At 61.7% G+C, this 22,585-nt stretch carries 21 protein-coding genes and 1 riboswitch; of the genes, 5 read left to right on the forward strand and 16 right to left on the reverse strand.

Annotated features, from left to right (window positions below):
* Positions 1-435: 435 nt before the first annotated feature.
* From HX875_RS19625 to cobO, 6 genes are read right to left on the reverse strand one after another with little or no spacing between them, the layout of a single operon-like run.
* A complete protein-coding gene (locus tag HX875_RS19625) occupies positions 436-1,887 on the reverse strand; it encodes a cobyric acid synthase (protein WP_177044810.1) in 1,452 nt (483 codons plus the stop codon).
* Positions 1,884-2,873: a threonine-phosphate decarboxylase CobD gene (cobD, locus tag HX875_RS19630; RefSeq protein WP_177044812.1), complete on the reverse strand. Its 990-nt coding sequence runs from the start codon at positions 2,871-2,873 to the stop codon at positions 1,884-1,886. The genes HX875_RS19625 and cobD overlap by 4 nt, the downstream gene beginning before the upstream one ends.
* On the reverse strand, positions 2,866-3,774 hold the full coding sequence (gene cbiB / locus HX875_RS19635; RefSeq protein WP_177044813.1) for an adenosylcobinamide-phosphate synthase CbiB: 909 nt from the start codon (positions 3,772-3,774) through the stop codon (positions 2,866-2,868). The genes cobD and cbiB overlap by 8 nt, the downstream gene beginning before the upstream one ends.
* Entirely contained in the window at positions 3,771-4,421 is a 651-nt protein-coding gene (bluB, locus tag HX875_RS19640) for a 5,6-dimethylbenzimidazole synthase (protein WP_177044822.1), read from the reverse strand. The genes cbiB and bluB overlap by 4 nt, the downstream gene beginning before the upstream one ends.
* Positions 4,418-5,809 (reverse strand): cobyrinate a,c-diamide synthase, encoded by a 1,392-nt coding sequence (locus tag HX875_RS19645; protein ID WP_177044824.1) that lies wholly within the window; start codon positions 5,807-5,809, stop codon positions 4,418-4,420. Before HX875_RS19645 ends, bluB begins: the two co-directional genes overlap by 4 nt.
* Entirely contained in the window at positions 5,806-6,417 is a 612-nt protein-coding gene (cobO, locus tag HX875_RS19650) for a cob(I)yrinic acid a,c-diamide adenosyltransferase (RefSeq protein WP_177044826.1), read from the reverse strand. The genes HX875_RS19645 and cobO overlap by 4 nt, the downstream gene beginning before the upstream one ends.
* A gap of 80 nt (positions 6,418-6,497) precedes the next feature.
* Positions 6,498-6,734, reverse strand: a riboswitch (cobalamin riboswitch).
* A 99-nt stretch (positions 6,735-6,833) separates the two neighbouring features.
* Between cobO and HX875_RS19655 the strand changes: the two genes are divergently transcribed.
* On the forward strand, positions 6,834-8,147 hold the full coding sequence (locus tag HX875_RS19655; RefSeq protein ID WP_177044828.1) for a PQQ-dependent sugar dehydrogenase: 1,314 nt from the start codon (positions 6,834-6,836) through the stop codon (positions 8,145-8,147).
* Positions 8,148-8,221: 74 nt separating this feature from the next.
* Here the strand turns inward: HX875_RS19655 and HX875_RS19660 are convergent, their stop codons facing one another.
* From HX875_RS19660 to HX875_RS19680, 5 genes are all read right to left on the reverse strand, one after another.
* Positions 8,222-8,764: a C40 family peptidase gene (locus HX875_RS19660; protein WP_003210749.1), complete on the reverse strand. Its 543-nt coding sequence runs from the start codon at positions 8,762-8,764 to the stop codon at positions 8,222-8,224.
* Positions 8,765-8,908: 144 nt separating this feature from the next.
* Positions 8,909-9,538 carry a C40 family peptidase gene (locus HX875_RS19665; RefSeq protein WP_177044830.1) on the reverse strand — a complete coding sequence of 210 codons (630 nt, stop codon included), beginning with the start codon at positions 9,536-9,538 and terminating at the stop codon, positions 8,909-8,911.
* 213 nt (positions 9,539-9,751) lie between these two features.
* Entirely contained in the window at positions 9,752-10,456 is a 705-nt protein-coding gene (gene hda, locus HX875_RS19670) for a DnaA regulatory inactivator Hda (RefSeq protein WP_010176467.1), read from the reverse strand.
* A 217-nt stretch (positions 10,457-10,673) separates the two neighbouring features.
* Complete coding sequence (locus tag HX875_RS19675; RefSeq protein WP_177044832.1) at positions 10,674-11,747, reverse strand: AI-2E family transporter; 1,074 nt, start codon at positions 11,745-11,747, stop codon at positions 10,674-10,676.
* 53 nt (positions 11,748-11,800) lie between these two features.
* Entirely contained in the window at positions 11,801-12,841 is a 1,041-nt protein-coding gene (locus tag HX875_RS19680; protein WP_177044834.1) for a DUF2066 domain-containing protein, read from the reverse strand.
* 360 nt (positions 12,842-13,201) lie between these two features.
* Between HX875_RS19680 and purM the strand changes: the two genes are divergently transcribed.
* The 4 genes from purM (at position 13,202) to HX875_RS32815 (ending at position 16,073) form a co-directional block, all read left to right on the forward strand.
* The gene (gene purM, locus HX875_RS19685) at positions 13,202-14,260 is read left to right on the forward strand and encodes a phosphoribosylformylglycinamidine cyclo-ligase (RefSeq protein ID WP_063032448.1); all 1,059 of its coding nucleotides are present in this window, start codon (positions 13,202-13,204) and stop codon (positions 14,258-14,260) included.
* Entirely contained in the window at positions 14,260-14,910 is a 651-nt protein-coding gene (gene purN / locus HX875_RS19690; protein ID WP_177044836.1) for a phosphoribosylglycinamide formyltransferase, read from the forward strand. Before purM ends, purN begins: the two co-directional genes overlap by 1 nt.
* 8 nt (positions 14,911-14,918) lie before the next feature.
* Positions 14,919-15,632 carry a DUF3108 domain-containing protein gene (locus tag HX875_RS19695; protein ID WP_088426114.1) on the forward strand — a complete coding sequence of 238 codons (714 nt, stop codon included), beginning with the start codon at positions 14,919-14,921 and terminating at the stop codon, positions 15,630-15,632.
* 252 nt (positions 15,633-15,884) lie between these two features.
* The gene (locus tag HX875_RS32815; RefSeq protein ID WP_008438187.1) at positions 15,885-16,073 is read left to right on the forward strand and encodes a hypothetical protein; all 189 of its coding nucleotides are present in this window, start codon (positions 15,885-15,887) and stop codon (positions 16,071-16,073) included.
* Positions 16,074-16,313: 240 nt separating this feature from the next.
* Here the strand turns inward: HX875_RS32815 and HX875_RS19705 are convergent, their stop codons facing one another.
* The 5 genes from HX875_RS19705 to cysM form a co-directional block, all read right to left on the reverse strand.
* Positions 16,314-16,859 (reverse strand): DUF2058 domain-containing protein, encoded by a 546-nt coding sequence (locus HX875_RS19705; protein WP_177044838.1) that lies wholly within the window; start codon positions 16,857-16,859, stop codon positions 16,314-16,316.
* A gap of 25 nt (positions 16,860-16,884) precedes the next feature.
* The gene (mazG, locus tag HX875_RS19710) at positions 16,885-17,718 is read right to left on the reverse strand and encodes a nucleoside triphosphate pyrophosphohydrolase (protein WP_177044840.1); all 834 of its coding nucleotides are present in this window, start codon (positions 17,716-17,718) and stop codon (positions 16,885-16,887) included.
* A 136-nt stretch (positions 17,719-17,854) separates the two neighbouring features.
* Positions 17,855-20,098, reverse strand: coding sequence for a GTP diphosphokinase (gene relA / locus HX875_RS19715; RefSeq protein ID WP_177044842.1), 2,244 nt, complete (start codon positions 20,096-20,098; stop codon positions 17,855-17,857).
* Positions 20,099-20,233: 135 nt separating this feature from the next.
* On the reverse strand, positions 20,234-21,586 hold the full coding sequence (gene rlmD / locus HX875_RS19720; RefSeq protein WP_177044851.1) for a 23S rRNA (uracil(1939)-C(5))-methyltransferase RlmD: 1,353 nt from the start codon (positions 21,584-21,586) through the stop codon (positions 20,234-20,236).
* Positions 21,586-22,488, reverse strand: a complete 903-nt coding sequence (cysM, locus tag HX875_RS19725; protein WP_003210736.1) for a cysteine synthase CysM — start codon at positions 22,486-22,488, stop codon at positions 21,586-21,588. Before cysM ends, rlmD begins: the two co-directional genes overlap by 1 nt.
* Between the last annotated feature and the right edge of the window lie 97 nt (positions 22,489-22,585).

Genomic DNA, 22,585 nt, shown 5'->3' on the forward strand with positions numbered 1-22,585 from the left:
GGCCTACAGGCCGGCTTGAGTGGTAGAAGCAAAATCAAAATCTAAAGCGACCACGGTCCACTGTAGGAGCTGGCTTGCCGGCGATGGTCGTTAACGATGACGCTGGCGTCCTGAATGAACGCGGCGTTCTCAGGTTCTTCGCCGGCAAGCCGGCTCCTACAGAAAAGCAGCTTTTGCCTTTGCTTTTAACACTCAGGTCGGCTTTCAGGCCGCCGTGCTCTTGCTTTTGATCTTGATCTGCGGGCCCCGTCAACCACGATGGCCTTCGTTCCGGCATGCCGAGCCTAAGCGAGGCACCGAGTGGTGGGGCAAAGACCTTTTGGTTACTTTTGGCTGGGCCGGCATTCCGGGCGTTTGCCAAAAGTGACCCGCTGTAAGAGCGGAACCCTAAGCCGCCGTTACCGCAGGAATGGATATGTACACAGTCCAAAAAAATCAAACCCCACACAAATCAAGCAGCAACCCGGTATCCAAATGCTGCTCTACAAGGTCCGCCAACCGCTCGATATCCCGCTCCCGCAACCCGTGATAATCCACCTCTTGCACATCCTCCAACCCAGCCCACCGCAACAACGCACTACACGCAGCCGGCGTCTCAAACACCCCATGCAGGTAGGTGCCGAAGATCTGCCCATCCTCACTCTGCGCCCCGTCACTGCGCCCATCGTCCAACTGCACCGCAGCCCGCAATAGACCTGCGCCACTGGTTACGCCCGCGTGGATCTCATACCCACTCACCTCGGCATCCTCCAGCAACAACCGCCCCCGCACATTGCGCAATTGCTTCTCTTCTTCCAACGTCGTACTGAACGCCAACAACCCCAAACCCAAACTGGAACCGCAGGGCCCTTCCAACCCAAGCGGGTCATGCACCTGCTCCCCGAGCATCTGCAACCCACCACAAATCCCCAACACCTTCCCGCCATAACGCAGGTGCCGCGCCAAAGCCGTATCCCACCCATTGGCCCGCAAATACGCCAAATCACTGCGCACACTTTTCGAGCCCGGCAAAATAATCAGATCCGCCGCAGGAATCGCCTGCCCCGGCCCGACAAACTGCAAATCCACCTGCGGATGCAACCGCAGCGGATCAAAATCCGTGTGATTACTGATGCGTGGCAACACCGGCACCACCACCTTGAGCACCTGCGCCGCCTTGTCGATCTGACGCTGGTCGATACCGTCCTCCGCCTCCAGGTGCAAATCCATCACATACGGCAACACCCCCACCACCGGTTTGCCGGTACGCGCTTCCAGCCAATCCAGCCCTGGCTGCAACAGGGCAATATCCCCGCGAAACCGATTGATGATGAAGCCTTTGACCCGCGCCTGCTCGGTCGGCGACAACAATTCCAGCGTGCCCACCAGATGCGCAAATACCCCGCCACGATTGATGTCGGCAATCAGCAGCACCGGGCAGTCCACCGCTTCGGCAAAGCCCATGTTGGCAATGTCATTCGCCCGCAGGTTGATCTCGGCCGGCGAACCCGCGCCCTCGACCATCACCACCGGATACGCCGCACTCAACCGCGCATGGGAGGCCAGCACTGCCTGCATCGCGATGGCTTTGTAGTCGTGGTAGGCCACGGCATTCATGGTGGTCACGGCACGCCCATGGATAATCACCTGGGAGCCCGTGTCGCTGTTGGGCTTGAGCAGCACCGGGTTCATGTCGGTGTGGGGCGCCAGGTTCGCCGCCTGGGCCTGCACCGCCTGGGCGCGGCCGATCTCGCCACCTTCGGCAGTCACGGCGCTGTTGAGGGCCATGTTCTGGGGTTTGAAGGGCACCACGGGGATGCCCTGGCGCACCAGCCAGCGGCAAAGTGCGGTCACCAGCGTGCTTTTGCCCGCGTCGGATGTGGTGCCCTGCACCATCAAGGTACTCATGTGGCGTCCTTGTAGGCGCTGAGCGCCTGTTCCAGTCGCAGCCAGTCGGCCTCGGTGTCCGGCAGGCCAAACCGCAAGCTGCTGTTGTCAACAAACAGGCGCAGCAGAATCCCGCGCTGGGCCATGAATTCATGCAACAGCTCAGCCCGGTCGGTGATCATCCACTGGAACAGCGCGCAGCCGCCCTGAGGCCGCAAGTCGTAGCGTTCGAGCACATCAAACAGGCGCTGGCTGGCCGACTCGCAACGCAGCCGCTGTTGCGCATGGCCGGCGGTATCGCGCAGGCACACTTGCCCCAGCACCCGCGTCGGCCCGCTGACGGCCCACGGCCCCACCTGTTCGGCGAGCAGTTTGAGCAGCTTGCGCTCGGCCAATACAAACCCCAGCCGTACCCCGGCCAGACCAAAGAATTTGCCAAACGAGCGCAGCACGATCAGCCCGACTTGATGAGCCTGGCTCGCCAGACTCAACTGCGGAGTGATGTCCATGAAGGCTTCATCCACCACCAGCCAGCCACCGCGCTGGGCCAGGCGTGCGTGCCAGTCCAGCAAGCGTTGGGGCGCAAGGCTCAGGCCGGTGGGGTTGTTGGGGTTGACCACCACCAGCACGTCGAGGCTGTCGAGGAAGAAGTCGACTTCCTGCTCCAGCACTTCGCGCACGATATAGCCGGCACGACGCCAGGCTTCTGCGTGTTCGGCGTAGCAAGGCGACAACACACCGACCTTGCCCGCCCGGCGCAGGCGCGGCAGTAACTGGATCGCGGCCTGGGAGCCAGCGACCGGCAGCACATGGGTCGCCCCATAATATTCGCAGGCGGCCTGTTCCAGGCCGTCATCGGTTTCCGGCAGGCGCGCCCAGGCCCGCAGCGGAATTTCCGGGATAGGGAACGGCCACGGCGCCAGGCCGCTGGACAGGTCCAGCCATTCGGCTTCTGGAATGCCGTACTGCATCGCCGCCTTGCGCAAGCGGCCACCGTGCTCAAGCATAAAACTCAGCCCCCACGCACAGGATCAACAACCATAGCCACACGCCGCGCTGCACCAGTTGCCAGCCACGCTCGATGGAGTCTGCGTCCGCGGGCGGGCCTTCACCCAGTTGCGGGCGCTGGTGCAGTTCGCCGTGATAGATCGCCGCGCCGCCCAGTTCAACGCCGAGGGCGCCGGCACCGGCCGCCATCACCGGACCAGCGTTAGGGCTGTCCCAGGTCGGGCCCTGGGTGCGCCAGCATGTGAGGGCCAGGCGGGTTTTACCCAGCAGCGCGTAGGTCAACGCCACCAAGCGTGCAGGAATGTAGTTGAGTACGTCGTCGATCTTTGCCGCAGCCCAGCCGAAACGTTCAAAGCGTTCATTGCGATAGCCCCACATGGCGTCCAGGGTGTTGCTCAGACGATAGAGCACCACGCCCGGCACGCCTGCGACCACAAACCAGAACAAGGCGGCAAATACCGCATCGCTGCCGTTCTCCAGCACCGATTCGGTGGCCGCGCGGGCGACTTCGGTGCGGTCCAGTTCGCTGGTCTGGCGGCTGACCAGGTAGCTGACACGCTTGCGCGCCTCGTCCAGGTCATCGCTGCGCAGGGCTTGCGCTACCGGCAGCACGTGCTCGCCGAGGCTGCGCATGCCGAGGGCGCAATACAGCGCGAGGATTTCCAGTACCCAGCCGATGTAAGGCGCCCACGACAGGGCCGTGGCCAGCAGGGTCAGCGGCACCACCGCGATCACCCACGCGGTGACACCATGGCTGCGCCAGCCACGACCGCCGGAATTAAAACGCTGCTCGATGCGCCCGGCAAAATTGCCGAACGCCACCAGCGGATGCCAGCGCCTGGGCTCGCCCAGCAGCGCATCCAGCGCCACCGCAGCGACACTCAGCAAGGCCACACTCATTGACTCACTCCCCAAACATTCTCATACAACATGTCACTCAGTGGCCGTGGTTCGGTCCAGCCTTCGAGCTGCAACATCGGTGCCGGGTAGAACTCGGTCACCGGGCCCAGGCACAAGACCGCCAACGGTTTTGCGCCGGGTGGCAGGCCCAGCAGGTCGGCCAGGGCCTGAGGCTCGAACAGCGAGACCCAGCCCATGCCCAGGCCTTCGACGCGGGCCGCCAGCCATAGATTCTGGATCGCACAGGACAACGACGCCATGTCCATTTCCGGCAAGGTGCGTCGCCCGAAGATATGCCGCTCGCGGTCGTCCATCAGGGCGGCCACCAGCACTTCGGCGCAGTCGTTGATGCCTTCGACCTTGAGCTTCATGAACTGGTCGGAGCGCTCGCCGAGGGCTTCAGCGGTGCGTACGCGTTCTTCTTCCACCAGTTGCTGGATCTGCCCGCGCAAAGTGCGGTCGCTGATGCGGATAAACCGCCAGGGCTGCATCAAGCCGACGCTCGGCGCCTGGTGCGCGGCTTGCAGCAGGCGATGGAGCAATTGCGGCGTGACGCTGCCGCCGCTGAAGTGACGCATGTCGCGGCGTTCGGCGATGGCGCGGTAGACGGCTTCGCGGTCGGCCTGGGGAAAGGCGTTGTCAGTCATGGCCTCATCGCGGGCAAGCCCGCTCCCACAGTGGATTGCGTTTCAACTCGGTCAAGTGTGGGAGCTGGCTTGCCTGCGATGGCGGCCTGAGGGTCCGGCGCAAACAAGGCAGCCACCGCCACCGGGTTGGACGGGAAATAAAAGTGCACGTAGGACGCCGTCATCCGGCCCTGACGGTAAACCGCCTCGGCGCCGCGCCCGCCATTCGGGCTCAGGCCCCGGGCAATCGGCTGCCACTCGGTAGTGGTCAGCGAGTGATGGTACGTGTGGCCGCGCAACAGGCCTTCAGGCAGTTCGACGTTTTGCAGCGCCAATGCCGCCAGACGCTTTTGCATCACGGCATCCCCCTGGAGCAGGCCGACCAGTTCAGCACGGGTACCGTCGACATCGGTGAGCGAGTCCAGCAGATAGAGCATACCGCCGCATTCGGCCAGCAGTGGCTTGCCGGCAGCGTGGTGGGCGCGGATGGCGTCCAGCATCGCGGTATTTTCCGACAGCGCCTGGTGATGCAGTTCCGGGTAGCCGCCGGGCAGGTAGAGGCTGTCAGCTTCAGGCAACGCGCTGTCGCGAATCGGCGAGAAGAATCGCAGCTCGGCACCCATCGCCCGCAGCAGGTCGAGGCTGGCGCCGTAGGTAAAGGCAAAGGCTTCGTCGCGGGCCACGGCAATGCGCACGCCGGCCAACAACGGCTGGGCCTCGATCACCTCGGGCGCGGCGAACTCCACCGGCGGTGGCAGCGCTACCTCGCAGCTGCTGCCCAGGGCCTGGGCGGCTGCGTCAAGGCGCAGGTCGAGGTCATTCAGTTCGCTGGCTTGCACCAGGCCAAGGTGCCGGCTGGGCAACTCGATGCCGGTTTCCCGGGACAGTGCGCCATACCAGCGCAGGCCTTCGGTGAGGCTGCCTTCAAGTAATTGCGCGTGGCGCAGGGTGCCGACGCGGTTGGCCAGCACGCCGGCAAACGGCAGGTCCGGCTGGTAGCGCGCCAGGCCCAGCGCCAGGGCGCCGAAAGTCTGGGCCATGGCGGTACCGTCGATCACGGCCAGTACCGGCACGCCAAAATGGCGCGCCAGGTCGGCGCTGGACGGGGTGCCGTCGAACAGGCCCATCACGCCTTCGATCAGGATCAGGTCCGCTTCCCCCGCCGCTTCCCACAGCAACCGGCGACTTTCCTGCTCGCCCACCATCCACATGTCCAATTGATAGACCGGCGCACCACTGGCGCGCTCGTGGATCATCGGGTCGAGAAAGTCCGGGCCGCATTTGAACACCCGCACCTTGCGCCCCAGGTTGCGGTGCAAACGGGCGAGCGCGGCGGTGACGGTGGTTTTGCCCTGGCCGGATGCCGGTGCGGCGATCAGAACAGCAGGACAGTGACGGGGCTGATTCAAAGTTCGATGCCTTTCTGTGCCTTGATACCGGCCTGGAAGGCGTGCTTGAGCATGCCCATTTCCGTCACGGTGTCGGCCATTTCAATCAATTCGGGTTTGGCACCCCGGCCGGTCACCAGCACGTGTTGCATGGCCGGGCGGGCCTGCAGGTCGCTGAGCACCTGGTCCAGGTCGAGGTAGCCGTGCTTGAGGGCGATGTTCAGCTCATCCAGCACCACCAGGCCGATGGCCGGGTTTTGCAGCATTTCACGGGAGACCGCCCAGGCGGCTTCGGCAGCCACGATGTCGCGGGCACGGTCCTGGGTTTCCCAGGTGAAACCTTCGCCCATCACGTGGAAGCGCACCTGCTCGGGGAAACGGCGGAAGAACAGTTCTTCGCCGGTGCTGTTGCGGCCCTTGATGAACTGCACCACGCCGCACTGCATACCGTGGCCCATGGCCCGGGCCAGCATGCCAAAGGCTGAGCTGCTCTTGCCTTTGCCATTGCCGGTGAGCACCAGCAGCAACCCGCACTCGTTCGGTGAATTGGCAATGCGCTCGTCAATCACGGCTTTTTTGCGCAGCATGCGCGCCAGGTGGCGTTCGTCACGATCGGGGGATTCAGTCATGGCAGCTCTCCGTTGGGGCTGGACAAAAACGGCGGGCAGGAAAAAGGTACAGATAGACAGCCAAGCATCGCCCACCGTGATGCTGTTGGATGGATCAGGCCGGTCTCCGGGCTCATGAGTGACATGCAATGCCGAGGGTGCGCCTTCCCATATCGCGGGCGATACAGTGGCTTAAGGCACCGTCTTGACTCATTTACCGTTGCGGGGGCAGCGCCGGGATCGTGGCTGCACTGTAGAAAAGTACGCTCACTCACCGGCTTCCCTGTTTCACTCAGTCGACGCGTACGCCACAGAGCACCTGAAACAAGCCGCGAAGGTTAGTGGGTTGGGGGTGGAGCGTCAATTAAAGCCGGACACGCGCGTGAACCATCGGACCGCCCTGCACCTCTACCCCTACAGGTATCAAGGAGAAAACCATGCACAAGACCCGACTTGCCCTACTGATCATGCTCGCCGGCACCCTCGCCGCCTGTGGTGAAAGCTCTACCCTGCAAGTGTCCGACGGCACCGGACCGTCGCCCAAGCTGCCGGAACCGAATAAAACCCTGATTCCCACGGTGAATATCGCACCGGCGATCGGCTGGCCGGAAGGCACCAAGCCGACCCCGGCGGCGGGCACCCAGGTGGCAGCGTTTGCCGAAGGCCTGGATCACCCGCGCTGGCTGTATGTGCTGCCCAATGGCGACGTGCTGGTGGCGGAAACCAACGCGCCGCCCAAGCCGGACGACTCGAAGGGCATTCGTGGTTGGGTGATGGAAAAAGTCATGGGCCGTGCCGGCGCTGGCGTGCCCAGCCCGAATCGCATAACCCTGCTGCGAGACGCTGATCACGATGGCGTCGCCGAGACCCGCACGGTGTTCCTGGAGAACCTGAATTCGCCCTTCGGCATGACGCTGGTGGGCAACGACTTGTATGTCGCCGATTCGGACAAACTGCTGCGGTTCCCTTATCAGCCGGGCGAAACCTCGATCAAGGAAGCCGGCACCACCGTGACCGACTTGCCGGGCGGCAGCATTAACCATCACTGGACCAAAAACGTGGTGGCCAGCAAGGATGGCAGCAAGTTGTACGTGAGCGTGGGCTCCAACAGCAACGTCGGGGAAAACGGCCTGGAAGCCGAGCAAGGCCGGGCCGCGATCTGGGAAGTGGACCGCGCCACCGGCGAGCATCGCATCTTCGCCTCCGGGCTGCGCAACCCCAATGGCATGGCTTGGGAACCGCAAAGCGGCAAGCTGTGGACGGCCGTCAACGAGCGCGATGAGATCGGCAGTGATCTGGTGCCGGACTACATCACCTCGGTCAAGGACGGAGCTTTCTATGGCTGGCCATTCAGCTACTACGGACAGCACGTGGATGTGCGGGTGACACCGCAGAACCTGGATCTGGTGGCCAAGGCCATTGCACCGGACTATGCGGTAGGGCCGCACACGGCGTCCCTCGGGCTGACCTTTGCCGACGGCAGCAAGTTGCCAGCGCAGTTCAGCAACGGCGCGTTTATCGGCCAGCATGGCTCGTGGAACCGCAAGCCCCACAGTGGCTACAAGGTGATCTTCGTACCGTTTGAGGCAGGCAAGCCAAAAGGCCAGCCGGTGGATGTGCTGACCGGGTTCCTCGACAGCGATGAGAAAGCCATGGGCCGCCCGGTCGGCGTGGTGATCGACAAGCAGGGGGATTTGCTGGTGGCGGATGATGTGGGGAACAAGGTGTGGCGGGTGTCGGCGGCGAAATAGCCGATTCAACTCACCACACAAAACAATGTGGGAGCTGGGCTTGCCCAGCTCCCACATTTTGATTAGCGTTTTTCCTAAGGGTTTCGCGCCAGGTGCTCGGCCGGCAACACACGCTTGGCGCTCAGGTAGGCATTTTGCCAATAAGCCTTGGACAGCGTGTCCAGCTTCACCGTACCGCCGGTTTGCGGCGCATGCACAAAGCGCCCTTCTCCCACGTAGATCCCGGCATGGCTGACCTGGGAGCCGCCACCGGTGGCGAAGAAGATCAGGTCACCGGTTTGCAGGTTGTTTTCGCTCACGTCCTGGGCGCGCATCACGATCAGCTCGCGGGTGGTGCGCGGCAGGGAGATGCCGGCTGCATCACGGTAAACAAAACCGATCAGGCCGCTGCAATCAAACCCCGAGTCCGGCGTATTGCCGCCCCAGCGATAAGGCGTGCCCACCAGGCCCAGCGCACGAAAGAGCACGTCTTCGGCTGCCGGCGAGAAACTTTGGGTGGCGTAGGTGTTGAACACCGGCTTGGGCTTGACGGCCACGGGAGCAGGCGGAGGACGACTTGCGCAGGCGCTGAGCAGCGCGGCGCAAACGAGAAGAATTAGGCGGGCCGAGGTCGACATGGGCAGAACAATCCTGATCTGGATGCGGCTTTCGCTGCCGAACGTTGAAAAACAGAACGCGCAAGCAAAGCTCGCGCGATCGATTTACAACAATGTCCAGGGATTCTAGCGCTTACACGTCAAACTTCAAGTATCACTTTAACTTTACTTGCTGGCGGTAACGGTAGTCGGGGCCATCGCCAGGGCGCGCTTGGCTTCGATGAAGGTTTTGCTCCAGTAGCTGTCACCCAGGTTGTCGACTCGCACACCACCGCTGCGGCGGCTGCTGGAGTGGATAAACTGGTTGTCGCCCAGGTAGATACCGGCGTGACTGACACGACCACGGCCAGCCGTACTGAAGAAAAGCAGATCACCGGGCTTGAGGTTGTTCCGTGCGACCAACGGTGCATTAACGTTGATCATTTCGCGGGTGGAGCGCGGCAGGTTCATGCCGGCCTCCTCACGGAACAGGTAGCCGATGAAACCGCTGCAGTCGAAACCGGCTTCAGAGGTACCGCCGAAACGGTAACGGGTACCGATCAGGGACATGCCGCGTTCGAGAATGCTGTCGGCCAGAACTGGAAGCTGGTAAGGCTTGGCGCCGGCGAAATCGGCGAGTTCTTTTTCAGTTGCGATCTCTTCCTGATAAACAGTGGAAGACTGCGATGCAACGAATTTTGCCTGGGACTGTTGTGCCGGTTTTTGCTGCTCAGCCACGTTTTGAGTGTGGGTGGCGCAACCAAACAACAGGGTAACGAGTGCGAGAGGCACGAGGGGTGCGAAGCGATTTAGCATGGGCACGACCGTGGCTGATGTGTAAAGAAGCCGAGACTATGCCTTCTATCACATCGATTTGCAAATTCAATCGTGATCTATGTGACTTCTTGTTTGGACTATGACATCTAAGCCCTTAACACCCTATACAAGCCATTTGCGTGGCCAAAACGGCCCAAACGCAGGTTTTCTGGCGCCTGGAATTTGCCGAAAGCCCCGATTTTGAAGGGCTGGCTACCAGCCGAGGGTTTCTTTAAGGAAGGGAATGGTCAGCTTGCGCTGGGCCTGCAAGGAGGCCTGGTCGAGCTGTTCGAGCAAGTCGAACAGTGCGCTCATGCTACGGGTGCCACGGGTGAGAATAAAATGCCCGACTTCGTCGGTCAGGTGCAAGCCGCGACGGGAAGCACGCAACTGCAGGGCGCGCAATTTGTCTTCGTCGGACAAAGGGCGCATCTGGAAAATCAGCGCCAGGGTCAGTCGTGACTTGAGGTCGGCCAGCTTCACCGGCAACTCTCGGGGCGAGGTGGATGCGGCAATCAACAAACGCCGGCCGCTGTCACGCAAGCGGTTGAACAGGTGGAACAGCGCCTCTTCCCAATCCGCCCGCCCCGCTACCGCCTGCAAATCGTCCAGGCAGACCAGTTCGTATTGTTCAAGGTTGTCGAGGATCTCGATACCGCGGTCCAGCAGCTCCGCCAACGGCAGGTACACCGCCGGTTCGCCCATCTGCTCGAAACGCAGGCACGCGGCCTGCAACAAGTGGGTACGCCCCACGCCGTCCTTGCCCCAGAGATAGATCAGGCTTTCGGTCCACCCGGCGTCGGCTTCGCAGAGCCGCTCGACATAGCCGAGTGCAGCGGCATTGGCGCCTGGGTAGTAATTGATAAAGGTGGCGTCGTCACGCAGACGCACACCTAGGGGCAGCTGAATCGGTTTCATGCTGACTGAACGGTTCCAATCGAACCGTTAGTGGCCTCTGTGTAAAGTTTGCAAAGTTTATACCCGTGACGCCGGGCGCACAATGCAGCAGACCACAAGCAAAATCAAAGGTTTGCGTTAACTTGTTGGATTTGGTGAAGATTGTTTGACGCATCGGCAAAACGCCAGAGCCGTTAAATGACAAACCCGGCCTTGAGCCGGGTTTGTGATGCTGCGGTTATAACTCCGGTTCGTCTGTTCCGGCGTACATGTCCGAATCCTTGTACAAGTCGTGCACATGGCGCACCAGCACCATGATCACGGCCGCCACCGGCAGCGCCAGCAGGATGCCGGTAAAGCCGAACAGCTCGCCGCCCGCCAGGATCGCGAAGATCACCGCCACCGGGTGCAGGCCGATCCGGTCGCCCACCAGCAACGGCGTCAGCACCATGCCTTCCAGGGCCTGGCCAACCATGAACACCGCGACAATCCCGAGCATCGGGTACAGGTCGCCGTGGAACTGGAACAACCCAGCCACCAGTGCCGCACCAATCCCGATCACGAAGCCCATGTACGGCACGATGGCCGCCAGGCCGGCGATCAGGCCGATCAACAGACCCAGCTCCAGGCCGATAGCCATCAGCCCCGCCGCGTAGATAATCCCCAACGCCAGCATCACCAGCAACTGGCCACGGACGAACGCGCCGAGCACCTCATGACACTCCCCGGCCAGGGAAACCACACGCTCTTCGCGGTCGCGCGGCAGCAGGCTGCGGATTTTGGCCATCATGATGTCCCAGTCCCGCAGCAGGTAGAACGCCACCACCGGGATCAACACCAGGTTGGTCAGCCAGCCGATCAGCGCCAGGCTCGACGCCGTCGCCTGGCTCAGCACTACACCGACGATGTCAGTGGTCTGGCCCATATGCTCGCTGATGGCCGCTTTGACCTTGTCGAACTTCCAGAAGCCGTCTGCCAGCCCCAACTTGGCCTGCGCCCACGGCATGGCCGTGTGTTGCAGCCAGTCGAGCATCTGCGGCGCCAGTTCATAGAGCTTGAACAATTGCTTGGCCAGCATCGGCACCAGCACCAGCACCAACGCCGTGATGATCAACGTGAACAAGGCAAACACCGCCACCACGCCCCAGGTACGTGACAGGCCGAGCTTTTCCAGGCGATCCACCACGGGATCGAATAGATAGGCCAGCAGTAACGCAACCAGGAACGGCGTCAGGATCGAATGCAGCAGGAACACAAAAACGCACAGCAGGACAATCCCGCCAATCCACACCCAACGACGCGTATCCGCCATATACCACTCCGTCTGTTATTTGCTTCCTGCTTCTATATAAGGAGGAAGAACGCTTACCAATGAAAACGTAACTGCGGCGTCGGCTCGACCGGCGCCGGTTGTGCACCTTCCACCACCGGCTGCGGAGCCGGCGCTTCACCTGCCGGGACTTCCTGCAACTTGGCCAGGCTCAACTGGGTACGCAACTGCTCGGCGCTGCCATTCACGCGATAGACAATGCGAGTACCGTCCACGCGTACCGGCTGGGCGCCAAACGGCTCCAGCAGATGACCGAGGGCGGCGTAATGCTCCAGGTTCATGCCCTGCACTTCCAGCAACTGATCGCTGGTGGCAGCGCCGGCCTTGACCGCAAAGCGCGGCGCAAGGCGTTCGCTCACGGCCAGCAGCACGGCGTCGGCCAATGTGCCGGTGTCTGTGCCGGTGGCGGTGCCCTGCTCGCTTTTATCCCCCAGCCACAGGCGCCATTTCGCCGACCACTGGCCGCCGTCTTCGCGGGCGTGCACCGCCAGCAAGGCATCGGCGCCATAACGTTCGGAGGCGGCACGCAGCGGCGTGGCGTCGGGGCTTTCGAGATTCGGCGCGGTGGCGACGATTTGCTCGTCCAGGTCACCCAACGGCAGGCGCAACGGCAAGCCACGGTGCTGGGCCGCGCGGCGCAGCGGTTGGGCGACGGCTTGGCCATCGCCAATCAGGCTGCTGCCTTCGACGGAATCGTTCAGCCACCAACCGAGGATCGACGGCCGATTGCTGCCCCACAGCGCCAGGCCCGCGCCACGCAAGGCGCGATCAGTGCTCACGGGATCGAAATCCACCTGCAGGCTTTCCGGCGGGCCGGCGTCGTAGCCGTATTGGCTGATGATCTGCTGCGGGTCCTTGCGGATCGCCGCCAGGGCTGGGCCATCGGCGGCCTTTGCGTCGCCGGTCAGGCGGATCACCAGGGTTTGCAGGGCACGCTGGGTCGCCTGGTCACGCTCCTGAGGAGACTGACTGCTGACCGGTTCCAGCACTTGATAGAGGCCATTGAGGGTTTCGGCATGACTCGCCAGGCTGACCAACGACAAACAGCCCACAAAAAAATATTTACTCAGACCCATGAAAGAAGATTCCCGAACGGCAAAATAAGCGGTTGGAACAGACCGCGTGAACAGTGTTTAGCAAGGCTGTGACCACAGCGACCGGCAAAACATTCACAGGGCCTCGGCAAGTTTTTGTACTGTCATAACGATAGCGAGTTAAAGGCTATACCTTAATACGGCCCGTGACCGACTCGATTAGCGATTTTTTTAACAGCTATTGCCCCTGCCCGTCGGCCCGAGGATGGCCGCTGCCCCTCAAGCCTGATAAAATCGCGCGCCTTCGCAGACCGTCAATGGCAGGCCATGCTGAAACTTCAGGTTTCGGTATACCCGCCGCATTCGGTCGTTACCCAGAAATCCCCCCTAAAGGCCTGGATCATGAGCAAGCAACCCTCCCTGAGCTACAAGGACGCCGGTGTAGACATCGACGCCGGTGAAGCATTGGTCGAACGCATCAAGAGCGTCGCCAAGCGCACTGCGCGCCCCGAAGTCATGGGCGGCCTGGGCGGTTTTGGCGCCCTCTGCGAGATCCCGGCCGGCTACAAGCAGCCTGTACTGGTCTCCGGCACCGACGGTGTGGGCACCAAGCTGCGCCTGGCACTGAACCTGAACAAGCACGACAGCATCGGCATCGACCTGGTTGCCATGTGCGTGAACGACCTGGTGGTGTGCGGCGCCGAGCCGCTGTTCTTCCTTGACTACTACGCCACCGGCAAGCTCAACGTCGAGACCGCGACCCAAGTGGTTACCGGCATCGGCGCCGGCTGCGAATTGTCCGGCTGCTCCCTGGTCGGCGGCGAAACCGCTGAAATGCCAGGCATGTACGAAGGCGAAGACTACGACCTGGCCGGTTTCTGCGTCGGCGTTGTAGAGAAATCCGAAATCATCGACGGCTCCAAAGTCGCTGCCGGTGACGCCCTGCTGGCCCTGCCATCGTCCGGCCCGCACTCCAACGGCTACTCGCTGATCCGCAAGATCATCGAAGTGTCCGGCGCCGACATCGAAACCATCCAGCTCGACGGCAAGCCTCTGACCGACCTGCTGATGGCCCCGACCCGCATCTACGTGAAGCCGTTGCTCAAGCTGATCAAGGACACCGGCGCGGTCAAGGCCATGGCCCACATCACCGGTGGCGGCCTGCTGGACAACATCCCGCGCGTTCTGCCAAAAGGCGCCCAGGCCATCGTCGACGTGGCCAGCTGGCAGCGCCCTGCGGTATTCGACTGGCTGCAAGAGAAAGGCAACGTCAACGAAACCGAGATGCACCGCGTGCTGAACTGCGGCGTGGGCATGGTGATCTGCGTGGCTCAAGAGCACGTTGAAACCGCGCTGAACGTACTGCGTGAAGCCGGCGAGCAGCCTTGGGTCATCGGCCAGATCGCCACCGCTCCTGAAGGTGCGGCTCAGGTTGAACTGAAGAACCTTAAGGCGCACTGATGCCTGCAACCTGTGATGTCGTGGTGCTGCTCTCCGGCACCGGCAGTAACTTGCAGGCCCTGATCGACAGCACGCGCGCCGGCGACAGCCCGGTGCGCATCGCTGCGGTGATCTCCAACCGCAGCGACGCCTACGGCCTGCAACGCGCCAGGGACGCAGGTATCGACACCCGCTCCCTGGATCACAAGGCTTTCGAAGGCCGCGAGGCCTTCGACAGCGCCTTGATCGAACTGATCGACGCCTTCAATCCCAAACTCGTGGTACTGGCCGGCTTCATGCGCATTCTCAGCGCTGACTTCGTACGCCACTACAACGGGCGCCTGCTGAATATCCACCCGTCCCTGCTGCCAAAATACAAAGGGTTACACACCCACCAGCGTGCCCTGGAGGCCGGCGACACCGAGCACGGCTGCAGCGTGCACTTTGTTACCGAGGAACTCGATGGCGGGCCTCTGGTCGTACAGGCAGTAGTTCCGGTAGAGTCTGCGGACTCTGCGCAGACGCTTGCGCAACGGGTTCACACCCAGGAACACAGGATTTACCCGCTGGCTGTTCGCTGGTTCGCTGAGGGGCGGTTGATTCTTGGCGACCACGGTGCATTATTGGACGGTCAGTTACTTGCGGCCAGCGGCCACTTGATTCGAATCTAGGAGACTTTATGCGTCGCGCCCTGCTCTTCGCTTTTGCGCTGTTCGCCTTGCCTGCCGTGCAAGCGGCAGACCTTCACCCTTTCTCCGCCAGCTACACCGCCGACTGGAAACAGTTGCCCATGAGTGGTTCGGCAGAACGCAGCCTGACCAAGAATGACAACGGCACCTGGACCTTGAATTTCAAGGCTTCCATGATGATCGCCAGCCTGACCGAAACCAGCGTGATCCGCTTCGACAAGGACGCCCTGCAGCCGCAGAGCTACACCTTCGAACGCGGAGGCCTGGGCAAGGCGAAGAAGATCAACCTGGACTTCGACCGCACGGCCAACAAGGTCACCGGCTTCGAAAACAAGGACCCGGTCAATGTCGCCCTTGAAAGCGGCATGATGGACAAATCGACCTACCAGCTTGCCCTGCAGCGCGATGTCGCAGCCGGCAAGAAAAGCATGAGCTACCGCGTGGTCGAGGGTACTGATACCGATACCTACGACTTCCGCGTGATTGGCCCGGAAAAGGTCCAGACCAAAGCCGGCTCAATCGATGCGATCAAGGTCGAGCGCGTGCGTGACCCGACGCAAAGCAAGCGCATTACCCAAATGTGGTTTGCCAAGGACTGGGGCGGCATCCTGGTTGCCCTGCGTCAGGTCGAGACCGACGGCAAGGAATACAACATCATGCTGCAAGACGGTACCGTTGACGGCAAGGCTGTCAAAGGCAGCTGATCCGCTGCGCAATGAAAGAGCCTCGCTATTGCGGGGCTTTTTTTCGCCTGCCGACTGACGCCAACATGAAACTTTTGTCATAAAACTCAGCGCCCTGCGACGCAATGTCGCGGTTTACGGGGGCTCGGTGATTGTTCCAGCTTCTGTAAAGGTGTGTTGCAAATTCTGGTTATTTACTTAGCAAGCTAACAAATCATATAACAAAGGCCTGCGACGCCTTGCCGCAGATCAACCAGAGATTGGAGCAAGCAGATGACTGTAAAAGTAACTGAACGCGACGATGAACATATGTCCCATGAAGCAGTAGCCCACGGGATTCACATCTGGGATGTACACCAGCAAGACCTGCTGGTCGGCATGTTTCACGACGAGACCGAAGCTCATAATTATAAAAACGAGCTCGAGACCCTTGAGATGAAACGCCAGGCGCAAAGCTCCTGAAACTCTGAAATCCTTAGACACCCGGCCCCACGCAGCTGGAGTGTTTATAAACACAAACCCCGCCTTTTGAGCGGGGTTTGTGTTTTTTTGGGGGGCGGGGGGATTTTTGGGGGCGCTTCGCGCCCCAGCGGGAGCAAGCTCCCTCGCCACAGCAAGCTCCCTCGCCACAGCAAGCCCCCTTGCCACAGCAAGTTCACTCACCACAGCAAGCTCCCTTGGCACAATGTCGTTTCTACAGCCTTACCACATCAGGTCATCAGGGATCTGGTAGGCGGCGTATGGATCATCCTCATCCGGCACCTGGCTTTCGGTCAGGACGTTCATCTGCACGATGCGCTCCGGCGCCCGCTCCTGGATCTTCAGCGCTGCCTCGCGCGGGATCACCTCGTAACCGCCACCGTGATGGACGATTGCCAGGGAGCCGTTGCTCAGCTTGTTACGCATCAGGGTGTTGACCGACAGGCGCTTGACCTTCTTGTCGTCCACAAAGTTGTAGTAGTCCTCGGTGGTCAGCTTGGGCAGGCGCGAGGTTTCGATCAACTGCTTGACCTGGGCAACACGGGCCTTGGCCTCGGCTTTTTCCTGCTGCTGACGGTTCAGCTCCTGGTCACGCCGGACCTTCTCGGCATGGGCTTCAATGGCCAGGCGCGCCTGGCTGTCATCCGCTTCAGCCTGGCCTTTATGCACCAGACGCTGCTGTTTCTGTTTCTCTTTGCCGACCTGCTTGGCCTGCTTTTGATTGACCAGGCCTGCTTTGAGCAACTGGTCGCGAAGGGAAATGCTCATGGTGCTTACTCACTTGGGCAACGGCTCAGCCGCAGCTGGACAGATTCTTTTCCTGGCGTTTGGCTTCGCCCCACAGGGCGTCCAACTCTTCGAGGGTGCAATCTTCTATGGGACGATGGGTCTCGCGCAATGCCTGTTCGATAAATCGGAAACGTCGTTCGAATTTGGCGTTGGCTAAACGCAACGCAGCTTCCGGGTCGACCTGTAGATGACGGGCCAGGTTGACCGCCGCAAACAGCAGGTCACCCACCTCGTCGGCGATGGCTGCCGGGTCGTTGTCGGCCATGGCCTCGAGCACTTCATCCAGCTCTTCGCGCACGTTATCCACCACCGGCAATGCGGCAGGCCAATCAAAGCCGACCTGACTGGCGCGCTTTTGCAATTTGGCGGCACGGGACAACGAAGGCAGGGCTGTGGGCACATCGTCCAGTAAGGACAACTGCTCCGGCGCGTCGGATTTTTCCGCACGCTCCTCGGCCTTGATCTGCTCCCAGCGTTCCTTGACCTGTTCTTCGCTCAGTTGCGGGATATCCAGCGGCGCATACAAGTCGCCGGTGGGGAACACGTGGGGATGACGACGAATCAGCTTGCGGGTGATGCTGTCGATCACCCCGGCGAACTCGAAGCGCCCTTCTTCCCGCGCCAGTTGGCTGTAATACACCACCTGGAACAACAGGTCGCCCAGCTCACCTTGCAGGTGATCGAAATCCCCGCGCTCGATGGCGTCGGCGACTTCATAGGCTTCTTCCAGGGTGTGGGGCACGATGGTGGCGTAGGTTTGCTTGATGTCCCACGGGCACCCGTATTGCGGGTCGCGCAGGCGGTTCATCAGGTGCAGCAGGTCTTCAAGTGAATACATCGATCAATCTCTATCCGTGTTCTGTGGGAGCTGGCTTGCCTGCGATGGCATCGACTCAATACATCTGAAATACCGAGGCGTCTGCATCGCAGGCAAGCCAGCTCCCACACAAGCCCGGCTCCCACAAAAAAATGGGTTATGGCGTGCGATTGCGCCGGGTCTCAATGATGTTCGGCAACTGGGAAATACGCCCCAGCAACCGCCCCAACGCGTCCAGCCCCGGAATCTCGATGGTCAGGGACATCAACGCGGTGTTGTCCTCTTTGTTCGAGCGGGTGTTGACCGCCAGCACGTTGATCCGCTCATTGAGCAGCACCTGCGACACGTCACGCAGCAGGCCGGAACGGTCGTAGGCGCGGATGACGATATCCACCGGATAGGTCAACACCGGCACCGGGCCCCAGCTGACCTGGATGATCCGCTCCGGCTCGCGCCCGCCCAGTTGCAACACCGAGGCACAGTCCTGGCGGTGAATGCTCACCCCACGGCCTTGGGTGATGTAGCCGACGATGGCGTCCCCCGGCAATGGCTGGCAGCAGCCGGCCATCTGCGTCATCAGGTTGCCCACACCCTGGATCTGGATATCGCCACGCTTGCCCGGCTTGTAGCCGGTGGCCTTGCGTGGAATCAGTTCCAGTTGCTCGCTGCCGCGCTCCGGCTCCACCAGTTGCTGGGCCAGGTTGACCAACTGCGCCAGGCGCAGATCGCCAGCACCGAGGGCGGCAAACATGTCTTCGGCGATCTTCATGTTGGCCTTTTCGGCCAGCTTGTCGAAGTCCACCTGCGGCAGGCCAAGGCGCGCCAATTCGCGTTCGAGCAAGGTCTTGCCTGCGGCGACGTTCTGGTCGCGCGCCTGCAACTTGAACCAGTGGACAATCTTCGCCCGCGCCCGGGACGTGGTGATGTAGCCCAGGTTCGGGTTCAACCAGTCGCGGCTCGGCGTACCGTGCTTGCTGGTGATGATCTCGACCTGTTCACCGGTCTGCAGGCTGTAGTTGAGCGGCACGATGCGCCCGTTGATCTTCGCGCCACGGCAGTTGTGGCCGATCTCGGTGTGCACGCGGTAGGCGAAATCCAGTGGCGTGGAGCCCTTGGGCAGGTCGATCGCGTGGCCGTCGGGGGTGAAGATGTAGACCCGATCAGGTTCGATATCCACCCGCAACTGGTCGGCCAAACCGCCGATGTCACCCAGCTCTTCATGCCATTCCAGCACCTGGCGCAACCAGGAGATTTTCTCTTCGTACTGGTTGGACCCGGCCTTGACGTCGGTACCCTTGTAGCGCCAGTGGGCGCATACGCCCAGCTCCGCTTCCTCGTGCATGGCGTGGGTGCGGATCTGCACTTCCAGCACCTTGCCCTCGGGGCCGATCACTGCTGTATGCAATGAGCGGTAACCGTTTTCCTTGGGGTTGGCGATGTAGTCGTCAAATTCTTTCGGGATGTGCCGCCACAGCGTGTGGACGATCCCCAGCGCGGTGTAGCAGTCGCGCATCTCCGGCACCAGCACGCGCACGGCGCGCACGTCGTAGATCTGGCTGAAGGCCAGGCCCTTGCGCTGCATTTTGCGCCAGATGGAATAGATGTGCTTGGCCCGGCCACTGATGTCGGCTTCAACCCCGGTGGCCTGCAATTCCGTGCGCAGCTGGCTCATCACGTCGGCGATGAAACGCTCACGGTCCAGCCGCCGCTCATGGAGCAGCGTGGCAATCTGTTTGTATTGATCGGGTTCGAGGTAACGGAAGGACAAGTCCTCCAGCTCCCACTTGATATGGCCGATGCCCAGGCGGTGGGCCAGCGGCGCGTAGATGTCGAACACCTCGCGGGCGACACGGTTGCGCTTTTCGTCGTCGGCGGTTTTTACCGCACGAATCGCGCAGGTGCGCTCGGCCAGCTTGATCAGCGCGACGCGGACGTCGTCGACCATCGCCACCAGCATCTTGCGCAGGTTTTCCACCTGGCCCTGGGTGCCCAGCACCATGGACTGGCGCGGGCTGAGGCTGGCACTGATCGCCGCCATGCGCAGCACGCCGTCGATCAGCTTGGCCACCACGGTGCCGAAACGCTGGCTGACGGTGGGCAGTTGAATATGCCCTTCGCGCACGCCGCGATACAGCACCGCCGCGATCAGCGAATCCTGATCGAGCTTGAGATCGGCGAGGATCTCGGCGATCTCCAACCCGGTGCGAAAGCTTGAAGTGCCTTCGGCCCACAGGTTCTTGGCCGCATTGTCTTGCTGTTCAGACTCACGAGCGAACTCGCAGGCTGCTTTCAAGGCTTCACGGTCCAGTGCCGGGTCGACACTGATGGCATGATCCAGCCATGCCTCGAGATTGATACTGCCGTCGGTGTTGATCGGCTGGTGTGCTCTCACCTGTACCATCTTGCTTACCTTCCCTACGACGCACCTTTTAGTGCGTCAAAATCATCGCTGACCTGCTTTACAAAAAAGCTTGTGCACGCTCCCTGGCAGGTCACAGGCCCAGGAGATGCAGGCCAGTCGGATTAAACGGGCATCCTAGCCCGCTTCAAATAACGCCATGGCCTCGACATGGGCCGTCTGGGGAAACATGTCGAGGATCCCGGCACGTTTTAGCCGGTAGCCTTGCTTGACCAACTCGACCGTGTCCCGCGCCAGCGTTGCCGGATTGCAGGACACATACACCAGGCGATCGGCCCCCAGAGTGGCGAGCTTGCGCACAACCTCCAGGGCACCATCGCGGGGTGGGTCCAAGAGTACCGCAGAAAAGCCCTCTTTGGCCCATTCCGCGTCGGTCAAAGGCTGGGATAAATCGGCCTGAAAAAAATGCGCATTATGCAAATTATTGCTGGCGGCATTCTGTGCCGCCCGGTCCACCATGGCCTGTACACCCTCCACCGCCACCACTTCCCGCACCTGGCGGGCCAGCGGCAAGGCGAAGTTGCCCAAGCCACAAAACAAGTCCAGCACCCGCTCGTCGGGCTTTGGCGCCAGCCACTCCAGGGCCTGGGCGACCATCGCCTCGTTGACCCCGGCGTTGACCTGCACAAAGTCTCCCGGGCGGTACGCCAACTGCAGATCCCACTGTTCCAGACGATAGCCCAGGGCCTGGTCCGGTTCGAACGGTTGCGGCTGGTCCTCGCCATGCAGCCACAATTGCGCTTCATGGAAGGTACAAAATTCCTGCAGGATCGTCAGGTCCGCTTCGGACAACGGCGCCATGTGTCGCAACAACACGGCAATCGACGACCCGCTGAACAATTCCACATGGCCCAACGCCTGAGGTTTGCTCAAGCGCCGCAGCATGTTGGGCAACCGCTGCATGATCGGTTGCAAGGCCTGTACCAGCACCGGGCAATCGTCGATGGCGACGATGTCCTGGCTGGCCACGGCGCGAAAGCCCACCTCGAGTTTCTTCGCCCTGGCATCCCAGCGCACGGCCACGCGGGCACGCCGGCGATAGCCGAATTCCGGCCCGCTCAACGGCGCTGCCCACTCTTGGGGTTCGACACCCGCCACACGGGATAATTGCTCGGCGAGCATGCGCTGTTTCAGGGCGAGCTGTTCGTCATGGGGCAAGTGTTGCAGGCTGCAACCGCCACACCGGCCGGCGTGCACACAAGGTGCCGGGCGGCGCAGTGCGCTGGCGCTAAAGACGCGCTCGGTGCGCGCCTCCACCACTTTGCCGTGGGCGCCCAACACCCGCGCTTCAACCTCTTCGCCCGCCAGGGCACCCACCACAAACCAGGTGCGGCCTTCGAAGAACACGATGCCACGGCCGTCATTGGCCAGGCGTTCGATGGTCAGGCGTTGCTTCTTGCCTACTGGAATCTGTGGGGCCCGGCTGCCGCCCGTCGGTTGGAAGCGCAGGCCTCTCTCGTGCTTGGCCATCAGTTGGGCGCGTCGAAAATGCCGGTCGACAGGTAACGGTCGCCACGGTCACAGATGATCGCGACGATCACCGCGTTTTCCAATTCCTGGGACAAGCGCAACATCCCGGCAACAGCACCACCGGACGACACGCCGCAGAAGATGCCTTCTTCACGGGCCAGGCGGCGGGTGGTGTCTTCGGCTTCACGCTGGGCCATGTCGATGATGCGATCAACGCGGGCCGCGTTGTAGATCTTCGGCAAGTACTCTTCGGGCCAACGACGGATCCCCGGGATCGCCGCGCCTTCCATCGGTTGCAGGCCGACGATCTGGATCTCGGGATTCTGCTCCTTGAGGTAGCGCGAGTTGCCCATGATGGTGCCGGTGGTGCCCATCGAACTCACAAAGTGGGTGATGGTGCCCTGGGTCTGGCGCCAGATTTCCGGGCCGGTGGTGGTGTAGTGCGCCTCGGGGTTGTCGCCGTTGGCGAACTGGTCCAGCACCAGGCCACGGCCTTCGGCGGCCATGCGCTCGGCGAGGTCGCGGGCGCCCTCCATGCCTTCTTCCTGGGTGACCAGGATCAGCTCGGCGCCATAGGCCGTCATCGCCGCCTTGCGCTCGGCGCTGCCGTTGTCGGGCATGATCAGGACCATCTTGTAGCCCTTGATTGCCGCAGCCATGGCCAGGGCGATCCCGGTGTTACCGGAAGTGGCTTCGATCAGGGTGTCGCCAGGCTTGATCTGCCCACGCAACTCGGCACGGGTGATCATCGACAGCGCCGGGCGGTCTTTGACCGAGCCGGCCGGGTTGTTCCCTTCGAGCTTGAGCAACAAGGTGTTGCTGGTGTTACCCGGCAGGCGCTGCAAGCGGACCAGCGGGGTGTTGCCGACGCAATCGGCGATGGTGGGGTACTGCAAGGTCATGGCGTATTCGCAATCCAGACTGCGGGGGCGACCATCATACCGGGAAAGGCTGGCGGGCCATATCACGCAAAGTGCGGTGCTTATTACCTAAAGACAT

It is taken from the genome of Pseudomonas yamanorum, from assembly GCF_013386765.1.
Classification (GTDB): domain Bacteria; phylum Pseudomonadota; class Gammaproteobacteria; order Pseudomonadales; family Pseudomonadaceae; genus Aquipseudomonas; species Aquipseudomonas yamanorum_A.

What these genes read in the sequence shown, in the direction of transcription:
- HX875_RS19625 (WP_177044810.1), bottom strand. Translation starts at nt 1,887, where the DNA reads ATGAGTACCTTGATGGTGCAGGGCACCACATCCGACGCGGGCAAAAGC.
- cobD (WP_177044812.1), bottom strand. Translation starts at nt 2,873, where the DNA reads ATGCTTGAGCACGGTGGCCGCTTGCGCAAGGCGGCGATGCAGTACGGC.
- cbiB (WP_177044813.1), bottom strand. Translation starts at nt 3,774, where the DNA reads ATGAGTGTGGCCTTGCTGAGTGTCGCTGCGGTGGCGCTGGATGCGCTG.
- bluB (WP_177044822.1), bottom strand. Translation starts at nt 4,421, where the DNA reads ATGACTGACAACGCCTTTCCCCAGGCCGACCGCGAAGCCGTCTACCGC.
- cobO (WP_177044826.1), bottom strand. Translation starts at nt 6,417, where the DNA reads ATGACTGAATCCCCCGATCGTGACGAACGCCACCTGGCGCGCATGCTG.
- HX875_RS19655 (WP_177044828.1), top strand. Translation starts at nt 6,834, where the DNA reads ATGCACAAGACCCGACTTGCCCTACTGATCATGCTCGCCGGCACCCTC.
- HX875_RS19660 (WP_003210749.1), bottom strand. Translation starts at nt 8,764, where the DNA reads ATGTCGACCTCGGCCCGCCTAATTCTTCTCGTTTGCGCCGCGCTGCTC.
- HX875_RS19665 (WP_177044830.1), bottom strand. Translation starts at nt 9,538, where the DNA reads ATGCTAAATCGCTTCGCACCCCTCGTGCCTCTCGCACTCGTTACCCTG.
- hda (WP_010176467.1), bottom strand. Translation starts at nt 10,456, where the DNA reads ATGAAACCGATTCAGCTGCCCCTAGGTGTGCGTCTGCGTGACGACGCC.
- HX875_RS19675 (WP_177044832.1), bottom strand. Translation starts at nt 11,747, where the DNA reads ATGGCGGATACGCGTCGTTGGGTGTGGATTGGCGGGATTGTCCTGCTG.
- HX875_RS19680 (WP_177044834.1), bottom strand. Translation starts at nt 12,841, where the DNA reads ATGGGTCTGAGTAAATATTTTTTTGTGGGCTGTTTGTCGTTGGTCAGC.
- purM (WP_063032448.1), top strand. Translation starts at nt 13,202, where the DNA reads ATGAGCAAGCAACCCTCCCTGAGCTACAAGGACGCCGGTGTAGACATC.
- purN (WP_177044836.1), top strand. Translation starts at nt 14,260, where the DNA reads ATGCCTGCAACCTGTGATGTCGTGGTGCTGCTCTCCGGCACCGGCAGT.
- HX875_RS19695 (WP_088426114.1), top strand. Translation starts at nt 14,919, where the DNA reads ATGCGTCGCGCCCTGCTCTTCGCTTTTGCGCTGTTCGCCTTGCCTGCC.
- HX875_RS32815 (WP_008438187.1), top strand. Translation starts at nt 15,885, where the DNA reads ATGACTGTAAAAGTAACTGAACGCGACGATGAACATATGTCCCATGAA.
- HX875_RS19705 (WP_177044838.1), bottom strand. Translation starts at nt 16,859, where the DNA reads ATGAGCATTTCCCTTCGCGACCAGTTGCTCAAAGCAGGCCTGGTCAAT.
- mazG (WP_177044840.1), bottom strand. Translation starts at nt 17,718, where the DNA reads ATGTATTCACTTGAAGACCTGCTGCACCTGATGAACCGCCTGCGCGAC.
- relA (WP_177044842.1), bottom strand. Translation starts at nt 20,098, where the DNA reads ATGGTACAGGTGAGAGCACACCAGCCGATCAACACCGACGGCAGTATC.
- rlmD (WP_177044851.1), bottom strand. Translation starts at nt 21,586, where the DNA reads ATGGCCAAGCACGAGAGAGGCCTGCGCTTCCAACCGACGGGCGGCAGC.
- cysM (WP_003210736.1), bottom strand. Translation starts at nt 22,488, where the DNA reads ATGACCTTGCAGTACCCCACCATCGCCGATTGCGTCGGCAACACCCCG.